The following is a 15,083-nucleotide window of genomic DNA, read 5'->3' as shown; positions in this document are numbered from 1 at the left end:
CTCGAGTACCCCGAAGGGCCTTTCCGCTCGACTTGCATGTGTTAAGCACGCCGCCAGCGTTCGTCCTGAGCCAGGATCAAACTCTCCAACAAAAACTTGTCGAACAGCATCCTGACAACAAAAGTGTTGCCAAAGGAATCCCAACCAGCAATCCAAAAGGACCACCAGTCCGGGGTATAAATCATAATTGGCACTGGCTTATCAAGCACCCTGTTGAGTTCTCAAAGAACAACCACACACCGATCAAAAGCCCCACTCGCTGGGACCCCATCTCGGGGCAACCGCTCAAACTTACTTGGTCGAACTTTCGTTGTCAACCTCGTGTCCGAGGTGATCAACTTTTTGGTCCTGATCCACGACGACGCACGCCGTACCCGGCGGTCGTTACTGTCGTGGGAAGCCGCAGACCGGCCGATCACCGCTTCGCGGCTCTCCGCCCGGCTCCTGCCGGCTTCAGCACTCTACCCGGTCGGCTTCGCGTCTGCAACCCCGTTTCCGGAGTGATCCGCACCGCCCGATTTCTCAGTCTCGCTCGGCGTTCCCGCCACGAGCCTGGCGCCCGCTCTCGGCCGGTTTGTCCGGCCTCCCCCGTGCAGAGAGAAAGTTACGCGGACGGCCCGGAGAAGGCAAATCAGGGTTCATCACTGGTTGGTCGAAGGGGGCCGGCGGCGGTCCCCGCGTAGCCCGCGACGCGGAGCGCATCGGCGTGCCAGAGTGTCAGGCATGGATGAGTCCGGGCTCGGCGTCACGGTGCACGCCGAGGAGGCGCTGCTCGGCCTCCTCCTGCCGTTCTGGCAGTTGGTGATCGGCGCGGTCGTCCTGGTCGTCCTGGTGCTCTCGGTGGGGCGACTGGCCCGGAGGGGCCGATCCCGGATGACCACCGCTCTGCTGGTGACCGCCGCGGTCATCGCGGGCTTCACGGTGCTCGGCGTGCTGCTGGAGGGCTGAGGGCTCAGAGCCGGCGGTTGGCCAGGCTCGGCAGTTCGGCCCGGATCTGGACGAGCCGGTCGAGGTCGAGGTCGACGACGGACACCCCCGGGCCGTCCGGCAACTGGGTGAGGATCGTCCCCCACGGGTCGACCACCATGCTGCGCCCGAAACAGGTGCGGCCGGGCTCGTGGTCGCCGGTCTGGCCGGCGGCCGCGACGAAGCACTGGTTCTCGATCGCCCGCGCCCGCAGCAGGACCTCCCAGTGGTCCCGTCCGGTGTGCAGCATGAACGCCGCCGGGACCACCAGCAGGTGGGCGCCACCCTCGGTGGCCAGGCGCCGATACAGCTCCGGGAAGCGCAGGTCGTAACAGATGGACAGGCCCACCCGGAGCCCCTCGACGTCGACCACCACCGGCCGGTCGCCAGCGGCGACGCTCGCCGACTCCAGGTAGGAGACCCGGCCGGGTATCTCCACGTCGTACAGGTGGATCTTGCGGTAGCTCGCGGCCAGGCTGCCGGACCGGTCGAAGACCAGCGACGTGTTCCAGGTGTGCTCCGGGTCGGGGCCGGCCTCGTGGAACGAGCCGGCCACCACCCAGATGCCGAGTCGCCGGGCGATGCCGGCGAAGAAGCTGCCCACCTCGCCGTCCACCGGCTCCGGCTCGGGCAACCCGGCGGCGGGGCCCAGGTAGTCGACGTACTCCGGCAGGACCGCGAGGTCCGCGCCGCCGGCGGCGGCACGTTCCAGCAGGACCTCCGCGGCTGCCAGGTTGGCTTTGCGGTCATCCCGGGCGTTCAGCTGGCAGACGGCGACGCGCATGGGCCAAGGGTACGGCCGAACGGGCTGCATCGGCAGCCTCAGATGCTGGCCAGCACCAGAGCCCCGGCGGCGAAGCCGAGCCCGGCGACCTGGACCGGTCGCAACTTCTCCCGGTCGACGGCGAGCGCGAGCAGCACCGTGCTGGCCGGGTAGAGCGCGGCGATCGCCGCGACGATGCTCAGGTGACCGCGGGCGGCGGCGGCGAGGAAGAGCGCGTTCGCGGCACTGTCGAGCAGGCCGGCGACCGCGGCCCACACCAGTACGCGCCGCCCGAGCCGGAGCCGCACGCCGGTGCCGGCGGCCAGGGCGAGGCCGAACGCGATCGAGCTGGCCCGTACGGCCGCCACCGGCCACATGCCGGCCCCCTCGCCGGCCTGGCCGAGCAGCGTGAAGAAGACGCCGAAGAGCGCCCCGGCGCCCAGCGCCAGCCTTACCAGCCGCGCTGGGACGGCCCGGCGGCTGCCGCCCTCGCCCAGGCTGACCAGTGCGATCGCCAGCACGGCGAGGCCGGCGCCGATGAGCGCGGGGGCGCCGGGGAACGTCGAGGTGAACAGGCCGGCGACGATCGGCACTATCGCGGCGGTGATCGCGGTGACCGGCGCCACGACGGCCATCATCCCGCCGGCGAGAGCCCGGTAGAGCAGCATGACCCCGGCCGCGCCGGCCACCCCGGCGATCAGCCCCCAGGCGATGTCGCCCACGGTGGGGGTCCCGGGCACGACCAGCACCAGGACGACCAGCAGCGGGACGCTGAGCAGCTGGGAGACCACCGTGACGGCGATCGGGTCGGCCCGGCGGGACGCCTTCCCGCCGGAGAAGTCGGCCGTGCCGAACGCGACCGCGGACACCGCTGCCAGGACAATGGGGAGCATGCGACAGTCGTATCACAATAATGACCGCATAGGATAGTTCAATGACCGAGATCGGAGCGGGCCGTGTAGGCGCGGTGACCGCCGCGGTGGCCCGACAGGTACGCGAGCTACGTGCCACGCGCGGCTGGTCCTTCGAGGAGTTGGCCGGACGGTCGGGGGTGAGCAAGGGGATGCTCGTGCAGATCGAGAGCGCGCGCACCAACCCGAGCGTCGGCACGCTCTGCCGGGTCGCCGACGCGTTCGGGGTCAACATCGCCCGCCTGCTGGAGCCCGACGAGGAACGGACCGTGAAGATCACCCCGGTCGCCGACGCGCCCGTGCTCTGGCAGGGCGAACGAGGCGGCACGGCCCACCTGCTCAGCGGGCTGGGCGAACCGGACCTGGTCGAGCTCTGGGACTGGCGGCTGGAACCCGGCGAGGCACACCGCTCCCCCGACCACCCGCGCGGCACCCGGGAGGTCCTCCACGTGCTGACCGGCGCGGTCGTCGTCCGGGTCGACGGGCAGGACCACCCCGTCCGGGCCGGCGAGACGATCGAGTTCCACGCCGACCGGGAACACGGCTATCGCAACGACACCGACGAACCGGCCCGACTGATGATGGTGACCGTCACCCCGTCGGGCGAGTGGGATCGACGGACCCGCTCACGCCGGCCGCGTCAGGACTGAGCGGCCGGCGCGACGCGAGGACGATCAGGCCGACTTCTCCTCGCGGTCCCGCCGGGCCTGACGGCCGGTGAACTCGCGGGGCACGATGGTCGGGTTGACGTTCTCCAGGACCACCTCGCGGGTGATCAGCACTCGGGCGGCGTCGGGGTTGCTCGGCACCTCGTACATCGCGGAGAGCAGAACCTCCTCGATGATGGCCCGCAGGCCGCGGGCGCCGGTGCCCCGCAGCATGGCCTGGTCGGCGATCGCCTCGAGCGCCGGCTCGTCGAACTCCAGCTCGACCCCGTCCAGCTCGAAGAGGCGCTGGTATTGCCGGACCAGGGCGTTGCGCGGCTCGGTGAGGATCCGCACCAGGGCGCTGCGGTCCAGGCTGCGCACGTTGGTGATCACCGGCAGTCGGCCCACGAACTCGGGGATCAGCCCGAACTTGAGCATGTCCTCCGGCATGACCTGGCTGAAGATGTCATCGGTCGACCGGTCGGACACCGACCGGAGCCGGGCACCGAAGCCGGTGCCACCCTGCCCGGTGCGGGACTCGATGATCTGATCCAGACCGGCGAACGCGCCACCGCAGATGAACAGCACGTTGGTGGTGTCGATCTGGATGAACTCCTGGTGCGGGTGCTTGCGCCCGCCCTGCGGCGGCACGTTGGCCACCGTGCCTTCCAGCATCTTGAGCAGGGCCTGCTGCACACCCTCGCCGGAGACGTCCCGGGTGATCGACGGATTCTCCGACTTGCGGGCGATCTTGTCGACCTCGTCGATGTAGATGATGCCGGTCTCGGCGCGCTTGATGTCGTAGTCGGCGGCCTGGATCAGCTTGAGGAGGATGTTCTCCACGTCTTCGCCGACGTAACCCGCCTCGGTCAGCGCGGTGGCGTCGGCGATCGCGAACGGGACGTTCAACATCCGGGCCAGCGTCTGCGCCAGGTGGGTCTTGCCGCACCCGGTCGGGCCGAGCAGCAGGATGTTGGACTTGGCCAGCTCGACGGCGTCGCTGCCGGAGCCCGGCGCGCCGGCCGCCTCGGCCTGGATCCGCTTGTAGTGGTTGTAGACCGCGACGGCGAGCGCCTTCTTGGCCTGATCCTGCCCGACCACGTAGTTGTCGAGGAACTGGCAGATCTCCATCGGCTTGGGAAGCTCTTCCCACTTCACCTCGCCGGACTCGGCCAGCTCTTCTTCGATGATCTCGTTGCAGAGATCGATGCACTCGTCGCAGATGTAGACCCCGGGGCCCGCGATGAGCTTCTTCACCTGCTTCTGCGACTTGCCGCAGAAGGAGCATTTCAGTAGGTCGCCGCCGTCACCGATCCGTGCCACCTACGTTCTCCCTGCACTCATCGGCCGGAGACCCGGCCCTGACCCTGCGGACGCTGCGCGCCGTCCGGCTCCGTTCACCCCGCCGGCCCAACCGGCGAAGCGGTACGGACCCGACGTTACCCGCTGGCGGGGCATTCTCCGACCCCCAAAACGGGTGTGTCAGAGGTCGGCCGGGAACGACGCCCCGGCCAACCTCTGACCCGGTACTGCTCAGCTGGCGGCGTTGGCCGCCAGCAGACCCTTCTTGCGGCTGGTCAGGATCGTGTCGACCAGCCCGTACTCCTTGGACTCCTCGGCCGTCATGATCTTGTCCCGGTCGATGTCCTTGCGGACCTGCTCGATCGGGCGGTTGCAGTGGCGGGAGAGCATGTCCTCCAGCTGGGTCCGCATCCGCAGGATCTCCCGGGCCTGGATCTCGATGTCCGAACCCTGCCCGTAGCCGCCCTCGGTGGCCGGCTGGTGGATGATGATCCGCGAGTTCGGAAGCGCCATCCGCTTGCCCGGGGTGCCGGCCGACAGCAGCACCGCCGCCGCGCTGGCCGCCTGACCCAGGCAGACGGTGGAGATGTCCGGACGGACGTACTGCATGGTGTCGTAGATCGCCGTCATCGCGGTGAACGAGCCACCCGGCGAGTTGATGTACATGATGATGTCGCGGTCCGGGTCGGTGCCCTCGAGCGTCAGCAGCTGGGCCATCACGTCGTTGGCCGACGCGTCGTCCACCTGGACGCCGAGGAAGATGATCCGGTCCTCGAAGAGCTTGTTGTACGGGTTCGACTCCTTGACCCCGTACGACGTGCGCTCGACGAACGACGGAAGCACGTAACGGTTGTGCACGGCCGCGAACTGGGGCGGCAAGCTCAGATCGGTCATCGTCAGCTCCTCAGCTCAGGGTCCCGGCGCCATCCGGAACCTGAGCGGCCCCGATGATCACCTTGTCGATGAAGCCGTAGTCCATGGCCTCCTGGGCGGTGAACCAACGGTCCCGGTCCGAGTCCGCCTCGATCTGCGACTGGCTCTGGCCGGTGTGGTGCGCGACCCGCTCCTGGAACATCCGCTTCGTGTAGAGCATCTGCTCCGCCTGGATGGCGATGTCGGACGCCGTACCGCCCAGACCACCGGACGGCTGGTGCATCATGATCCGGGCGTGGGGCAGGGCGTACCGCTTGCCCTTGGTGCCCGCGCAGAGCAGCAGCTGGCCCATCGAGGCAGCCATGCCCATCGCCACGGTCGACACGTCGTTGTCGATGAACTGCATGGTGTCGTAGATCGCCATGCCGGAGTAGACCGAGCCACCCGGCGAGTTGATCCACAGGTTGATGTCGCGGTCCGGGTCCTCCGCGGCGAGCAGCAGCAGCTGCGCGCAGATGCGGTTGGCGACCTGGTCGGTCACCTCACTGCCCAGGAAGATGATGCGTTCCTTGAGCAACCGGTTGTAGACCGAGTCGTCGAGGTTGCCAATGGAGTCGCCACCGCGCGCGTCAATCGCCCGGAGCGACTTCTTGGGGATGTGCATGTCGGTCATGGCAGCCCTTCGCTCTCCGTACCGTCTTTCCCGACACTAACCGCTGTGCGGGGCGGCAGAGTCCCGGTCGGGGCACTGTTCGCTCTCAGCGCAGCTGCGTCGGGCGTACCCGCGGCGCGGGCTTCCGGGCGTACCCCGGAAAGGATTCGGCCGCCGTCCACCGCGCAGCGGGGGACGGCGGCCGCACCCGACGATCAGTGTTCGTGGTTGTGCTCCGCCTCGTTGGCGGCGCGCAGCGCGTCGAGGGTGATCTCGTTGCCGGCCGAGTCCTTGATCGTGATCCGCTCCATGACGGCCGCGAGCGCCTTGCCCCGCCGCACGTCACCGAAGACCGCGCCGGCCGCGCCCGAGCGCACCAGCTGGTCGTAGTACTGCTGCGGGGTCATCCCGGCCCGCTGGGCCCGGTGCACGATCTCGTGGCCGAACTCGTCGTCGGAGACCTGCACGTCCTCGGCGTCGGCCAGGGTGTCCAGCAGCAGCTGCACCTTCACGCCCTCGGTCGCCGCCTCGGTCAGCTCGGCGTCGATCTGCTCCTCGGTCTTCTCCTCGGCGGCGAGGTACTCCTCCATGGAGGCGCCGATCCGCTCCAGCTGGTCGGCCATCGCCTGCTTGCGGCTGGCCACCTCCTCGCGGACGACACCCTCCGGCGCCGGCACCTCGGCGGCCTCGACCAGCTGCGCCAGGGCCTTGTCCCGAGCCGCGTAGATCTGCTCGACCTGCTTGCCCTGGGTGACCCGCCCACGCAGGTCGCCGCGGAGCTCCTCGATCGTGTCGAACTCGCTCGCCATCTGGGCGAACTCGTCGTTCAGCTCCGGCAGCTCCTTCTCCTTGACCGTGCGCACGGTCACCGCCACCTCGGCGTCCCGGCCCGCGAAGTCGCCGCCGACCAGCTGGGTGGTGAAGGTGGTGTTCTCGCCGGCGGCGAGACCGACCACGGCCTCGTCGAGGCCCGGCAGGAGCTGCTTGCTGCCCACCTCGTGGGAGATGTTGCTCGCCTGGCCGCCCGGCACGTCCTCGCCGTCGACGGTCGCGTTCAGGTCGATCTGGACGTAGTCGCCCTCGGCGGCGGCCCGCTCGACGGTCTTGAGGGTGGCGAACCGCTCCCGCAGGTTCTTCACCTGCTCGTCGATCTCGCTCTCGTCGATCTGCAGCTCGTCGACCGTCACCTCGATGGTCGACGCGTCGGGCAGGGCGATCTCGGGGCGGACGTCCACCTCGGCGGTGAAGTTCAGCGAGTCACCGTCGTTGAACTCGGTGATCTCGACCTCGGGGCGCCCCAGCGTCTTCAGGTCGTGCTCGCGTACCGCGGCGAGGATGTTGTCCGGGATCGCGTCCTGGACCGCCTCGTTGAGGACGGTGCCCCGGCCCACCCGCTGGTCGATCACCGCGGTCGGCACCTTGCCCCGGCGGAAGCCGGGAACCTGGACCTGCGAACCGATCTCCCGGTACGCCTTCTTGAGGCTCGGCTCGAGCTCGACGAACGGCACCTCGATGGCGAGCCGCACGCGCGTCGGGCTCAGAGTCTCGACGGTGCTCTTCACAGGCGTACTCCTTGACGGATCTCAGTTGAGTCTGGGCGTGATTCAGCCCATCGAGTGTAGGTGAGCCGGCCTGACGCTCCGGCATCGCCCGGGGACCGCGCGGAAAACTCGGCGGCACCCGCGGCGGCCCGGCCGCGGACGACAGTCGGGGTGGCGGGATTTGAACCCACGGCCCCTCGCTCCCAAAGCGAGTGCGCTACCAAGCTGCGCCACACCCCGTGGCGACGTGCAGTCTATGCCGTCGGCGCACCGCAGACCTGCCGGGGCCACCTCCCACCCGGACACATTCCCGGAAAACCCCTATCGCGCCCGCGTCAGCGGCGGGCGCTCCTACTCCCTCGATCCCCGGCCCTCCCGCACGGCAAGGGGTGAGACGCGACGGCGGGACTTCGCGAAGCCGCAAGGCGGTGGCGCGGCTGCGCGTCCGGCACGACCATTGGGTACGCTGTCCGCGCGCCCCGTTTCGGCGGGGCTGAGCGCGGGCGTAGCTCAATGGTAGAGCTTCAGTCTTCCAAACTGACGGTGCGGGTTCGATTCCCGTCGCCCGCTCCACAAGACGAAGGCCCAGGTGGCCCGCACGATCGCGGCACCTGGGCCCCCGCCCGGTGAAGCCGGATCAGCTCCTCACTTCAGGTGGAACCGCTCATCGACCGCGAGGGCCGCCAACTGCGGTACGGAGAACGGAAGCGCCTTCAACTCCGGCTGGCTCTCGTCCAGCTGCGCGCCCTGCGCCACGTAGACCACCACGCCGTCCGGATGCCGGTATGCCGACCACTGGTCGAGCCGGTCGTCGCCGGTTGGTCGGGTGACGACGCCCACCTGCGCCGCTCCGACGGTCTCGACCTGGCATTCGCCCTGCATGCCCCAGAACCGGCGGGCCAGCGCACACGGTTCGGTCGGTAGCTGGTTGCCAGCGTCGTGCACCTCGACGATGACGCGCCCGGTCCCGTTGCCCTTGGCGACGGCGACCGAGGCCATGTAGCTCCACAGGTCGACGCCGTTCACCTTGTCCTCGAACTGTGCTTGCTGAGTTCGCAGTGTCCTCTGCTCGACGGGCTGGTTCGCCGGGTCCTCGGGTGCGGTGTAACCGGCGGGCACGACCGAGACGACCTCGGCGAGCAGCCGTACACCCTCGTCGTACTTCGACCCCGCCCGCGCGGTCCGATCCTCCTGTGGGCGACCGTCCGGCCCGGTCGGCCACGCCTCCTTGGTGTCCGTCGCCGACGGGGCCGGTACGGCAGGCACGCCGCCTGCCGGCTGGTAGACCTCGCCGCCCGGTGTGGCCACGGCCGCGAAGCCGGCGGCTGCCAGCACCACGGCCGCCGATCCGGCACACACCTGGACGGCACGGCGGCGACGGAAGGCCCGGCGACCGGCTCCGAGTGCCGCCGCCGTACTCAATGGTGGTGGCGGGGTGGCATCCGCCATCTCGCTGCGCAGCGCGTCGCGCAGGTCTTCTCCGTTCATCGCTCCCCCATCTCGATCCCGCTGTGTGTGGGTGCCAGGAGGCCGCGCAGCGTGTCCAGCCCGCGCGCCGCCTGGCTCTTCACCGTCCCCGGAGAGCACTGCAGCAGCGCCGCGACGTCCTCGACCGACAGGTCCTCCCAGTAGCGGAGAACCAGCACGGCCCGCTGGCGTGGCGCCACGGAGGCCAGCGCCCGCAGCAGCACCAGACGGTTCTCCGGCGAGTCGGGCGGCACCGCCTGCTCGGCGTTGTCGCCGCCCACCCGTTCACGCCGCCACCAGCCGCGGCGCCGCTCGTCGAGGAACGTCCGGATCAGGATCTGCCGCACGTAGCTGTCGAGCACCTCGTGCCGGGCGACCCGGTGCCAGACCAGGTAGAGCTTCACGAACGCGGTCTGGACCAGGTCCTCCGCCCGGTGCCAGTCGCCGCACAGCAGGTACGCGGTGCCGCGCATCGCGTCCGACCTCGCCGCGAAGTAGTCGGCGAACGCCTTGTCGCGATAGCTCATCCAAGCCTCCGATCCCCGATTCGAGATAGTCACGCCGGGTCCGGTCCAGCGGGTTGCATCTCGGAACGGAGAACTCGCGCCGTCGCCTCCAGGTTCCGGTCGTCCAGGTCGCGGTCGCGGCGCTACCGGCCTCGCGCCTTGACATGTGTCGATCTATGGACTGGTGTAAGGACCAGACCCATTGACGTCCGTCAGGAGGGCACATGATCGTCCGACGACGGTGGACAGCTGCCGCCACCACAGCGATCCTGGTCAGCGCGGTGCTGTCCCATCCCGGCCCGGGCACCGCGGCACCCGCCGCCCCGGCCACACCGATCACCCTGACCGCCACCGAGACCGCCCTGGTCCGGGTGCAGCTACGCGACCAGGCCCAGCTCGACCGCCTGGTCGCCACCGGCGCCGACCTGGCCAACCGACCCCGGGCCCGGGACGGGCGGATCCTCGCCGACCTGGTGCTGACCGGCGCCCAGCTCGCCGACCTGACCGCGCAGGGCGCGACCGCCGTGCAGATCGTGCAGCGCGCCGGGGACGGCAGCCGGCACCACGCCGAGAGCGTCCGCGCGGCTCAGGCCCGCACCGCCGCCGGGCTGCGCGCTCCGGCCGCCGGCCAGCGGACCACGGCCGCCGCCGCGGCCGTGGACACCCTCCAGGTGCAGCAGGCGTACTGGTGGACCACGAGCGGGCAGACGTTCCTGCAGGCGCGGGTCGCCACGACCGCCACCGACGACCCGGACGTTGAGATCACCGTCAGCTGGCGTACGGCGGACGGCGCCACCGGGTCGTTCCCGTTGTCCCGCTTCGAGGACTCCGGCGAGTACCAGTACCACTACGCGCTCCCCCAGCCGGTGCCGAACCGGCCGGTCCAGTTGACCGCCACCTCCAGCCTCGGCGGGGTCAGCCGCGCCGTCACACCGGCCCTCTGGCCGAACGCGACCCCGCCGCCGCTGCCGGCCGGCTACCAGAAGGACTTCATCGACGCGTACCTGACGCCGGTGGACATCCAGGCGCGGATCAAGCGGCTGGCCCGCCAGTACCGGGGCCTGGTCGACGTGATCAACCTGCCGAACCGGACCCAGGGGTACCGGCGCAACGCCGTCGCGTACCTGGGCGACCCGGCGGTGTCCGCCGTGGTGGTCGAGTCGGTCCGCTTCGGTGACCAGGGCATGAACGGTGTGCAGGTGCGGACGGTCGACCCGGGCCGGCGGAACCGACCGCTGACCGTCAGCTACCGCGACCGAGTCCTCACGGTCACGCTCGCCACCGACACCGCCGGCAAGACGGTGAGCACCACCGACGAGGTCGCGGCGGCGATCAACGCCCGCCAACCGAACCGGTTCCGGGCCACCGTCGAGGACGGCTCGGCCGGGCTGCCGATGCCGGTCGCCGGCCCGGCCCGGCTCGACGACGGGCTCCAGGGCACCGAGGTGCCGGCGAAGCCCTGGACGGTCCAGGCGCTGCGCCTCGGCGTGCACCGGGACGGCTCCCGGGTCGGGGTGCTGGCGTACTCCCAGGAACACGCCCGGGAGTGGACCACGCCGCTGGTGACGCTGGAGTTCGCCGAGCGGATGCTGGCCAACGCCCGCACCGATCCGGCCACCCGCGAGCTGCTGGAGCAGGTCGACGTGTTCGTCATCCCGACGGTCAACCCGGACGGCGCGAACTACTCGTTCAACGACTACAACTTCCAGCGCAAGAACCTGGTCAACCACTGCACCGGGCCGACCCGGGACCCGCGGTACCGCACCTCGTGGGGCGTCGACGTCAACCGCAACTACACCGTCGGGTCCTACTTCGACGGCTACGTGGGCGCCAGCGCCAACTGCCTCTCGGGCAACTACGCGGGCACCGCGGAGCTGTCCGAGGCGGAGAGCAGCAACGTGATCGCGCTCGCCCAGGCCCACCCGAACATCAAGTTCGCGATGAACGTGCACTCCTACGGCGGGTACTTCATGTGGCCGCCGGGGGCGTACCGGGCGGACGGGCGGGTCACCCTGCCCCGGCCGTCGATCGACGAGTCGAAGATGTTCCTGGACAGCGCGCGGCGGATCGTCGGCGCCATCGCGCAGGAGCGCGGGACGGTCACCTGGCCGTCGCAGACCGGCCCGGTCGCCGACGTTCTCTACTCGGCCGCCGGCAACTCCGCCGACCAGCTCTACTACGAGCTGGGCATCTTCGCCTGGGACTTCGAGGTCGGCAACGACCGGTGGAACCCGACCACCGGCCAGTGGGAGGGCGTCGGCTTCCAGCCGCCCTTCGACGAGGCACACGGCGAGGCACAGGAGTACGCCGGCGGCCTCGTCGAGCTGGTCCGGGTGGCCCGCGACCACGCGGCCGCCCAGCCCGCCGGTTGACCTTGCGGCGGGGTCGCGTCCGGCTCCCGGGCGCGGCCCCGCGCGGACCGTTCTACGACCACGACGGGATGGTCGAGCAGGTCTCGCCGTCACGTCAGTCGGACCGGCCGGCCACGGATGAACCGGGGCCGGCCGGGTAAGCAGCGGCCTTGCCTGGTGGGGAGACGACCGGTGTCGCGGCGTACCGCGACCGTACGCTCGGGCGGGCGGCGTTGGCCGGCCCGCCCGGGCGTACCCGGATCAGTTCGAGGAGATCCAGTTCCAGGCCGAGACGACCCACTCGGTCTGCTGGAGCCAGGCCACGCCGAGGCCGGCGAGGAAGACCGCGGTCGCCAGGTGCGCGCCCCGCGCGCCGCGCCGGACCCGCCCGAGCTGCCGCTCCAGCACCACCCTGCCGACGAGCCGGGCCAGCGCGAACAGACCGACCGCCACCAGCAGGCTCAGCACCAGCACCAGCAGCGGGCCGCTCAGGTCGCCCTGGCCGGAGAGCGCCCAGATCCCCCAGCACACGAACGCGAAGAGCCCGGCCGCCGTGCTCCACTCGCCGCCGCGTCGCAGCTGCGCCAGGCGCCAGCTCAGCGGCCGGCGCGGTTCCGGGCCGTCCGGCCAGCCGGTCGGGGCCTGCTCGACGGTCGGGAAGGGCTCGGTCCGCGGGTTGCGCGGCTGACCCACCGGAGCCACGCCCCGGCGGAACCCGTCCCGCTGCGGCGGCACCCCGACGCCGGCCTGCGGTGGCACCTCCACGGTCCGCTCCGCCCACGGCTGCGTCTGGTCTGCCATCTCGTCCTCCCCCTGACCGGCGACACCACCGCCGCCTGGATCCGAGGGTAGCCAGCCGGCAAATCGGTCGCCGAGCCCGTCCGGCGCGGGCCGGGACGACCGTGCCGAATCGCACACCGGACGGGGTACGGTCGGCTGATGGGCGACCCGGAGCGACGACGACGGCGGCTGCGCCACCACCCCGACTCCGAGCCGGCCGGGCAGGGCACCGACGGTCCGACGGCCAGCACCGCCGCTGTGCACGACGGCACCGATCCACCGCCCCGCCGGCGGGGCCCGGTCAACGACGAGCGCGACGGTGAGCGAGGCCTGCGCGGGCTGGTCGGCTCCGGCTCATCGCAGGTGGGGCTGAGCGCCGCGCTGCGGGCCCGGGACGGCGCCCGACCCACCGACGACGACCTCGCCGAGGCCGAGGCCCGGGTGGTGGTCGTCCGGCGCAACTGGGTGCCCCGCGAGGAGCTGCCCCGCCCGCCGCGCTGACCGCCCGCCCAGGGTCAGGGCAGGTCGGGCAGCTCCCGGGTCTCCTCGTACGCGGCCACCTGGGCGATCCGGCGGGCGTGCCGCTCGTTGCCGGAGAAAGGGGTGTTCAGGAACGCCTCGACGATGGCGGTGGCCTCGTCCAGGGTGTGCTGGCGGGCGCCGACCGCGACCACGTTCGCGTCGTTGTGCTGGCGGGCCAGCTGGGCGGTCTCGACGTTCCAGGCCAGCGCGGCGCGGACCCCGGCGACCTTGTTCGCGGCAATCTGCTCACCGTTGCCGGACCCGCCGATGACCACCCCGAGGCCGGTCTCGTCGGCCACCACCCGGTCGCCGGTGTGCAGGCAGAACGTCGGGTAGTCGTCGTCCGGGTCGTAGCTGTGCGGGCCGACGTCGACCACGTCGTACCCCTGCTTGGCCAGGTGGTTGGCGAGGTGCACCTTCAACTCGAAACCGGCGTGGTCGGATCCCAGGTAGACGCGCATACCGGGAAGTCTGTCAGGCCGCCGGCGGAGACGCCGCAGGGGCGGCGTCCCCGAGCCGGGTTCGTCACACGGCCGTGCGGCCGGTCGCTCAGCGGGGCAGTTCGGCGACCACCAGGCCGCCACGCGCCTTCGGGGTGAACCAGGTGCTCTTTCGCGGCATCTTCTCGCGGGCCAGGTTCACCGCGACGAAGTCCGCGACGGTCACCGGCGCGATCAGGATCGCCAGCTCGGCCCGCCCGGCGTCGACCTCCCCGGTGAGCCAGCTCGCCGGGTAGTCACCACCCACGTAGGTGATCCGCTTGTCGCCCGGGTCCAGGCCCAGCACGTCGCGCAGCAGCAGCCGCTCGACCAGGGCGTGGTCCAGGTTCTCCAGGCGATCGCCGGCGGTGCCGGGCAGGCGCACCGCGTACCCCTGGCCGGGAAGCCGGAGGTGGACGGTGCCGCCAGCCGCCGGGACCTCGACCGGGCCGTCGATCGGCTCGATCTCGGCTCCCGCCGCGCGCAGCCGGTCCAGCAGCTCGTCCGGCGTGGTGGTCAGCTCGCTGACCAGCCGGTTGTACGGCTGGATGGCCACCGAGGCGGGCGTGGTCACCACGGCCAGGAAGCGCGGCAGCCCACCGGTCTGGGCGGCCAGGCTGCGGTGGTTGCCGTCGGCGACGACCAGGTCCCCGCCGCCCGCGAGGCCGGTCAACTCGTCCTGCTCCGGGCCGGGGCCGAGCAGCCAGATGGCGTGGGTGCGCCCCGCCTGGTCGGTGTCCGCCGCGGCGGGCGCGCCGGCCGCCTCGGTCGCCGCCGCGAGCGCGGCGTGCAGCTCGTCACCGCGCCCCGTCTGGAGCAGGAGTACGGGTGAGAGCAGGTGACCGAGCGACTCGGCCAGCGCCACCCGCTCACGCACCTTGGCGATGAAGACGTCCTCGTTGCGGATGACCAGGCCGGGCTCGTCGGCCCGGGTGGAGATCTGGTCGGTGTCCACCATCGCGAACAGCCCGTACGCCGGCTCGTCGTCCGGCGCGCTGATCCGGTAGAGCACCACCACCTGCTCGGCGGGGGTGTAGCTGCCGTCGGCCTTCGCCTCGGCGAGTCGGGCCACCGCGTCCGGCAGCGCGTCGAGGAAGGACTTGCCCTTACTCTCCGGCGCCCGGTGCGGCATCTCGATGCCGAGGGCACTATGCGGGTTCGCCTCGATGATCGCGGTGATCTCCGCGTCGTCGGCGAACTCGTCGTAGTTCTGCGCGCCGGTGCCGCCGGTGGTGATCCAGGCCCGGGCGATCGGATGTACGACCGTCATGTCCGCTGACGCTACCGGCGACGACGTCGCCGGTAGCGGGGACCCGCGCGGCG

The 15,083-nt window shown here is 71.0% G+C and carries 15 protein-coding genes, 2 tRNA genes and 1 rRNA gene; 5 read left to right on the top strand and 13 right to left on the bottom strand.

What is annotated here, in order from left to right:
• Positions 1-92 (bottom strand): 16S ribosomal RNA (locus ABZU69_RS10055); the annotation flags it as partial.
• Positions 93-723: 631 nt separating this feature from the next.
• Here ABZU69_RS10055 and ABZU69_RS10050 point away from each other — a divergent pair.
• Complete coding sequence (locus ABZU69_RS10050; protein WP_354964000.1) at positions 724-948, top strand: hypothetical protein; 225 nt, start codon at positions 724-726, stop codon at positions 946-948.
• Between the two features lie 4 nt (positions 949-952).
• On the opposite strand, the gene ABZU69_RS10045 is transcribed toward ABZU69_RS10050, so the two are convergent.
• Together ABZU69_RS10045 and ABZU69_RS10040 are read right to left on the bottom strand one after the other, a co-directional pair.
• Entirely contained in the window at positions 953-1,750 is a 798-nt protein-coding gene (locus ABZU69_RS10045; RefSeq protein ID WP_354963999.1) for a carbon-nitrogen hydrolase family protein, read from the bottom strand.
• Positions 1,751-1,788: 38 nt separating this feature from the next.
• Complete coding sequence (locus ABZU69_RS10040; protein ID WP_354963998.1) at positions 1,789-2,622, bottom strand: DMT family transporter; 834 nt, start codon at positions 2,620-2,622, stop codon at positions 1,789-1,791.
• 41 nt (positions 2,623-2,663) lie between these two features.
• Between ABZU69_RS10040 and ABZU69_RS10035 the strand changes: the two genes are divergently transcribed.
• On the top strand, positions 2,664-3,290 hold the full coding sequence (locus ABZU69_RS10035) for an XRE family transcriptional regulator (protein WP_354963997.1): 627 nt from the start codon (positions 2,664-2,666) through the stop codon (positions 3,288-3,290).
• A 24-nt stretch (positions 3,291-3,314) separates the two neighbouring features.
• On the opposite strand, the gene clpX is transcribed toward ABZU69_RS10035, so the two are convergent.
• The 5 genes from clpX to ABZU69_RS10010 all read right to left on the bottom strand — a co-directional run bounded on the left by clpX (position 3,315) and on the right by ABZU69_RS10010 (position 7,895).
• On the bottom strand, positions 3,315-4,610 hold the full coding sequence (clpX, locus tag ABZU69_RS10030; protein ID WP_354963996.1) for an ATP-dependent Clp protease ATP-binding subunit ClpX: 1,296 nt from the start codon (positions 4,608-4,610) through the stop codon (positions 3,315-3,317).
• A 210-nt stretch (positions 4,611-4,820) separates the two neighbouring features.
• Positions 4,821-5,483: an ATP-dependent Clp protease proteolytic subunit gene (locus tag ABZU69_RS10025; protein ID WP_121652300.1), complete on the bottom strand. Its 663-nt coding sequence runs from the start codon at positions 5,481-5,483 to the stop codon at positions 4,821-4,823.
• Positions 5,484-5,493: 10 nt separating this feature from the next.
• Positions 5,494-6,135 carry an ATP-dependent Clp protease proteolytic subunit gene (locus ABZU69_RS10020; RefSeq protein WP_007464111.1) on the bottom strand — a complete coding sequence of 214 codons (642 nt, stop codon included), beginning with the start codon at positions 6,133-6,135 and terminating at the stop codon, positions 5,494-5,496.
• Between the two features lie 194 nt (positions 6,136-6,329).
• The gene (gene tig / locus ABZU69_RS10015) at positions 6,330-7,676 is read right to left on the bottom strand and encodes a trigger factor (protein WP_354963995.1); all 1,347 of its coding nucleotides are present in this window, start codon (positions 7,674-7,676) and stop codon (positions 6,330-6,332) included.
• A gap of 145 nt (positions 7,677-7,821) precedes the next feature.
• Positions 7,822-7,895: transfer RNA gene (locus tag ABZU69_RS10010), tRNA-Pro, on the bottom strand.
• 259 nt (positions 7,896-8,154) lie between these two features.
• On the opposite strand from ABZU69_RS10010, the gene ABZU69_RS10005 reads away from it, so the two are divergent.
• Positions 8,155-8,228: transfer RNA gene (locus ABZU69_RS10005), tRNA-Gly, on the top strand.
• Between the two features lie 72 nt (positions 8,229-8,300).
• Here ABZU69_RS10005 and ABZU69_RS10000 read toward each other — a convergent pair.
• Entirely contained in the window at positions 8,301-9,143 is an 843-nt protein-coding gene (locus ABZU69_RS10000) for a hypothetical protein (RefSeq protein ID WP_354963994.1), read from the bottom strand.
• On the bottom strand, positions 9,140-9,649 hold the full coding sequence (locus ABZU69_RS09995) for a SigE family RNA polymerase sigma factor (protein ID WP_354963993.1): 510 nt from the start codon (positions 9,647-9,649) through the stop codon (positions 9,140-9,142). Before ABZU69_RS09995 ends, ABZU69_RS10000 begins: the two co-directional genes overlap by 4 nt.
• A 203-nt stretch (positions 9,650-9,852) precedes the next feature.
• Here ABZU69_RS09995 and ABZU69_RS09990 point away from each other — a divergent pair, with 203 nt between their 5' ends.
• Entirely contained in the window at positions 9,853-12,000 is a 2,148-nt protein-coding gene (locus ABZU69_RS09990; RefSeq protein WP_354963992.1) for a M14 family zinc carboxypeptidase, read from the top strand.
• A 240-nt stretch (positions 12,001-12,240) separates the two neighbouring features.
• Here ABZU69_RS09990 and ABZU69_RS09985 read toward each other — a convergent pair whose 3' ends face one another.
• Complete coding sequence (locus ABZU69_RS09985) at positions 12,241-12,780, bottom strand: hypothetical protein (protein ID WP_354963991.1); 540 nt, start codon at positions 12,778-12,780, stop codon at positions 12,241-12,243.
• 138 nt (positions 12,781-12,918) lie between these two features.
• Between ABZU69_RS09985 and ABZU69_RS09980 the strand changes: the two genes are divergently transcribed.
• Complete coding sequence (locus ABZU69_RS09980; protein ID WP_354963990.1) at positions 12,919-13,260, top strand: hypothetical protein; 342 nt, start codon at positions 12,919-12,921, stop codon at positions 13,258-13,260.
• A 14-nt stretch (positions 13,261-13,274) separates the two neighbouring features.
• Here ABZU69_RS09980 and ABZU69_RS09975 read toward each other — a convergent pair whose 3' ends face one another.
• Positions 13,275-13,742, bottom strand: a complete 468-nt coding sequence (locus tag ABZU69_RS09975) for a ribose-5-phosphate isomerase (RefSeq protein WP_354963989.1) — start codon at positions 13,740-13,742, stop codon at positions 13,275-13,277.
• A gap of 88 nt (positions 13,743-13,830) precedes the next feature.
• A complete protein-coding gene (locus ABZU69_RS09970) occupies positions 13,831-15,030 on the bottom strand; it encodes a DUF1015 family protein (protein WP_354963988.1) in 1,200 nt (399 codons plus the stop codon).
• Positions 15,031-15,083 lie beyond the last annotated feature (53 nt).

The sequence above is a fragment of the Micromonospora sp. NPDC005206 genome, assembly GCF_040608175.1.
Classification (GTDB): Bacteria; Actinomycetota; Actinomycetes; order Mycobacteriales; family Micromonosporaceae; genus Micromonospora.
Note: the sequence above shows the minus strand (reverse complement) of the source record. Positions and strands in the feature narration are given on the sequence as shown.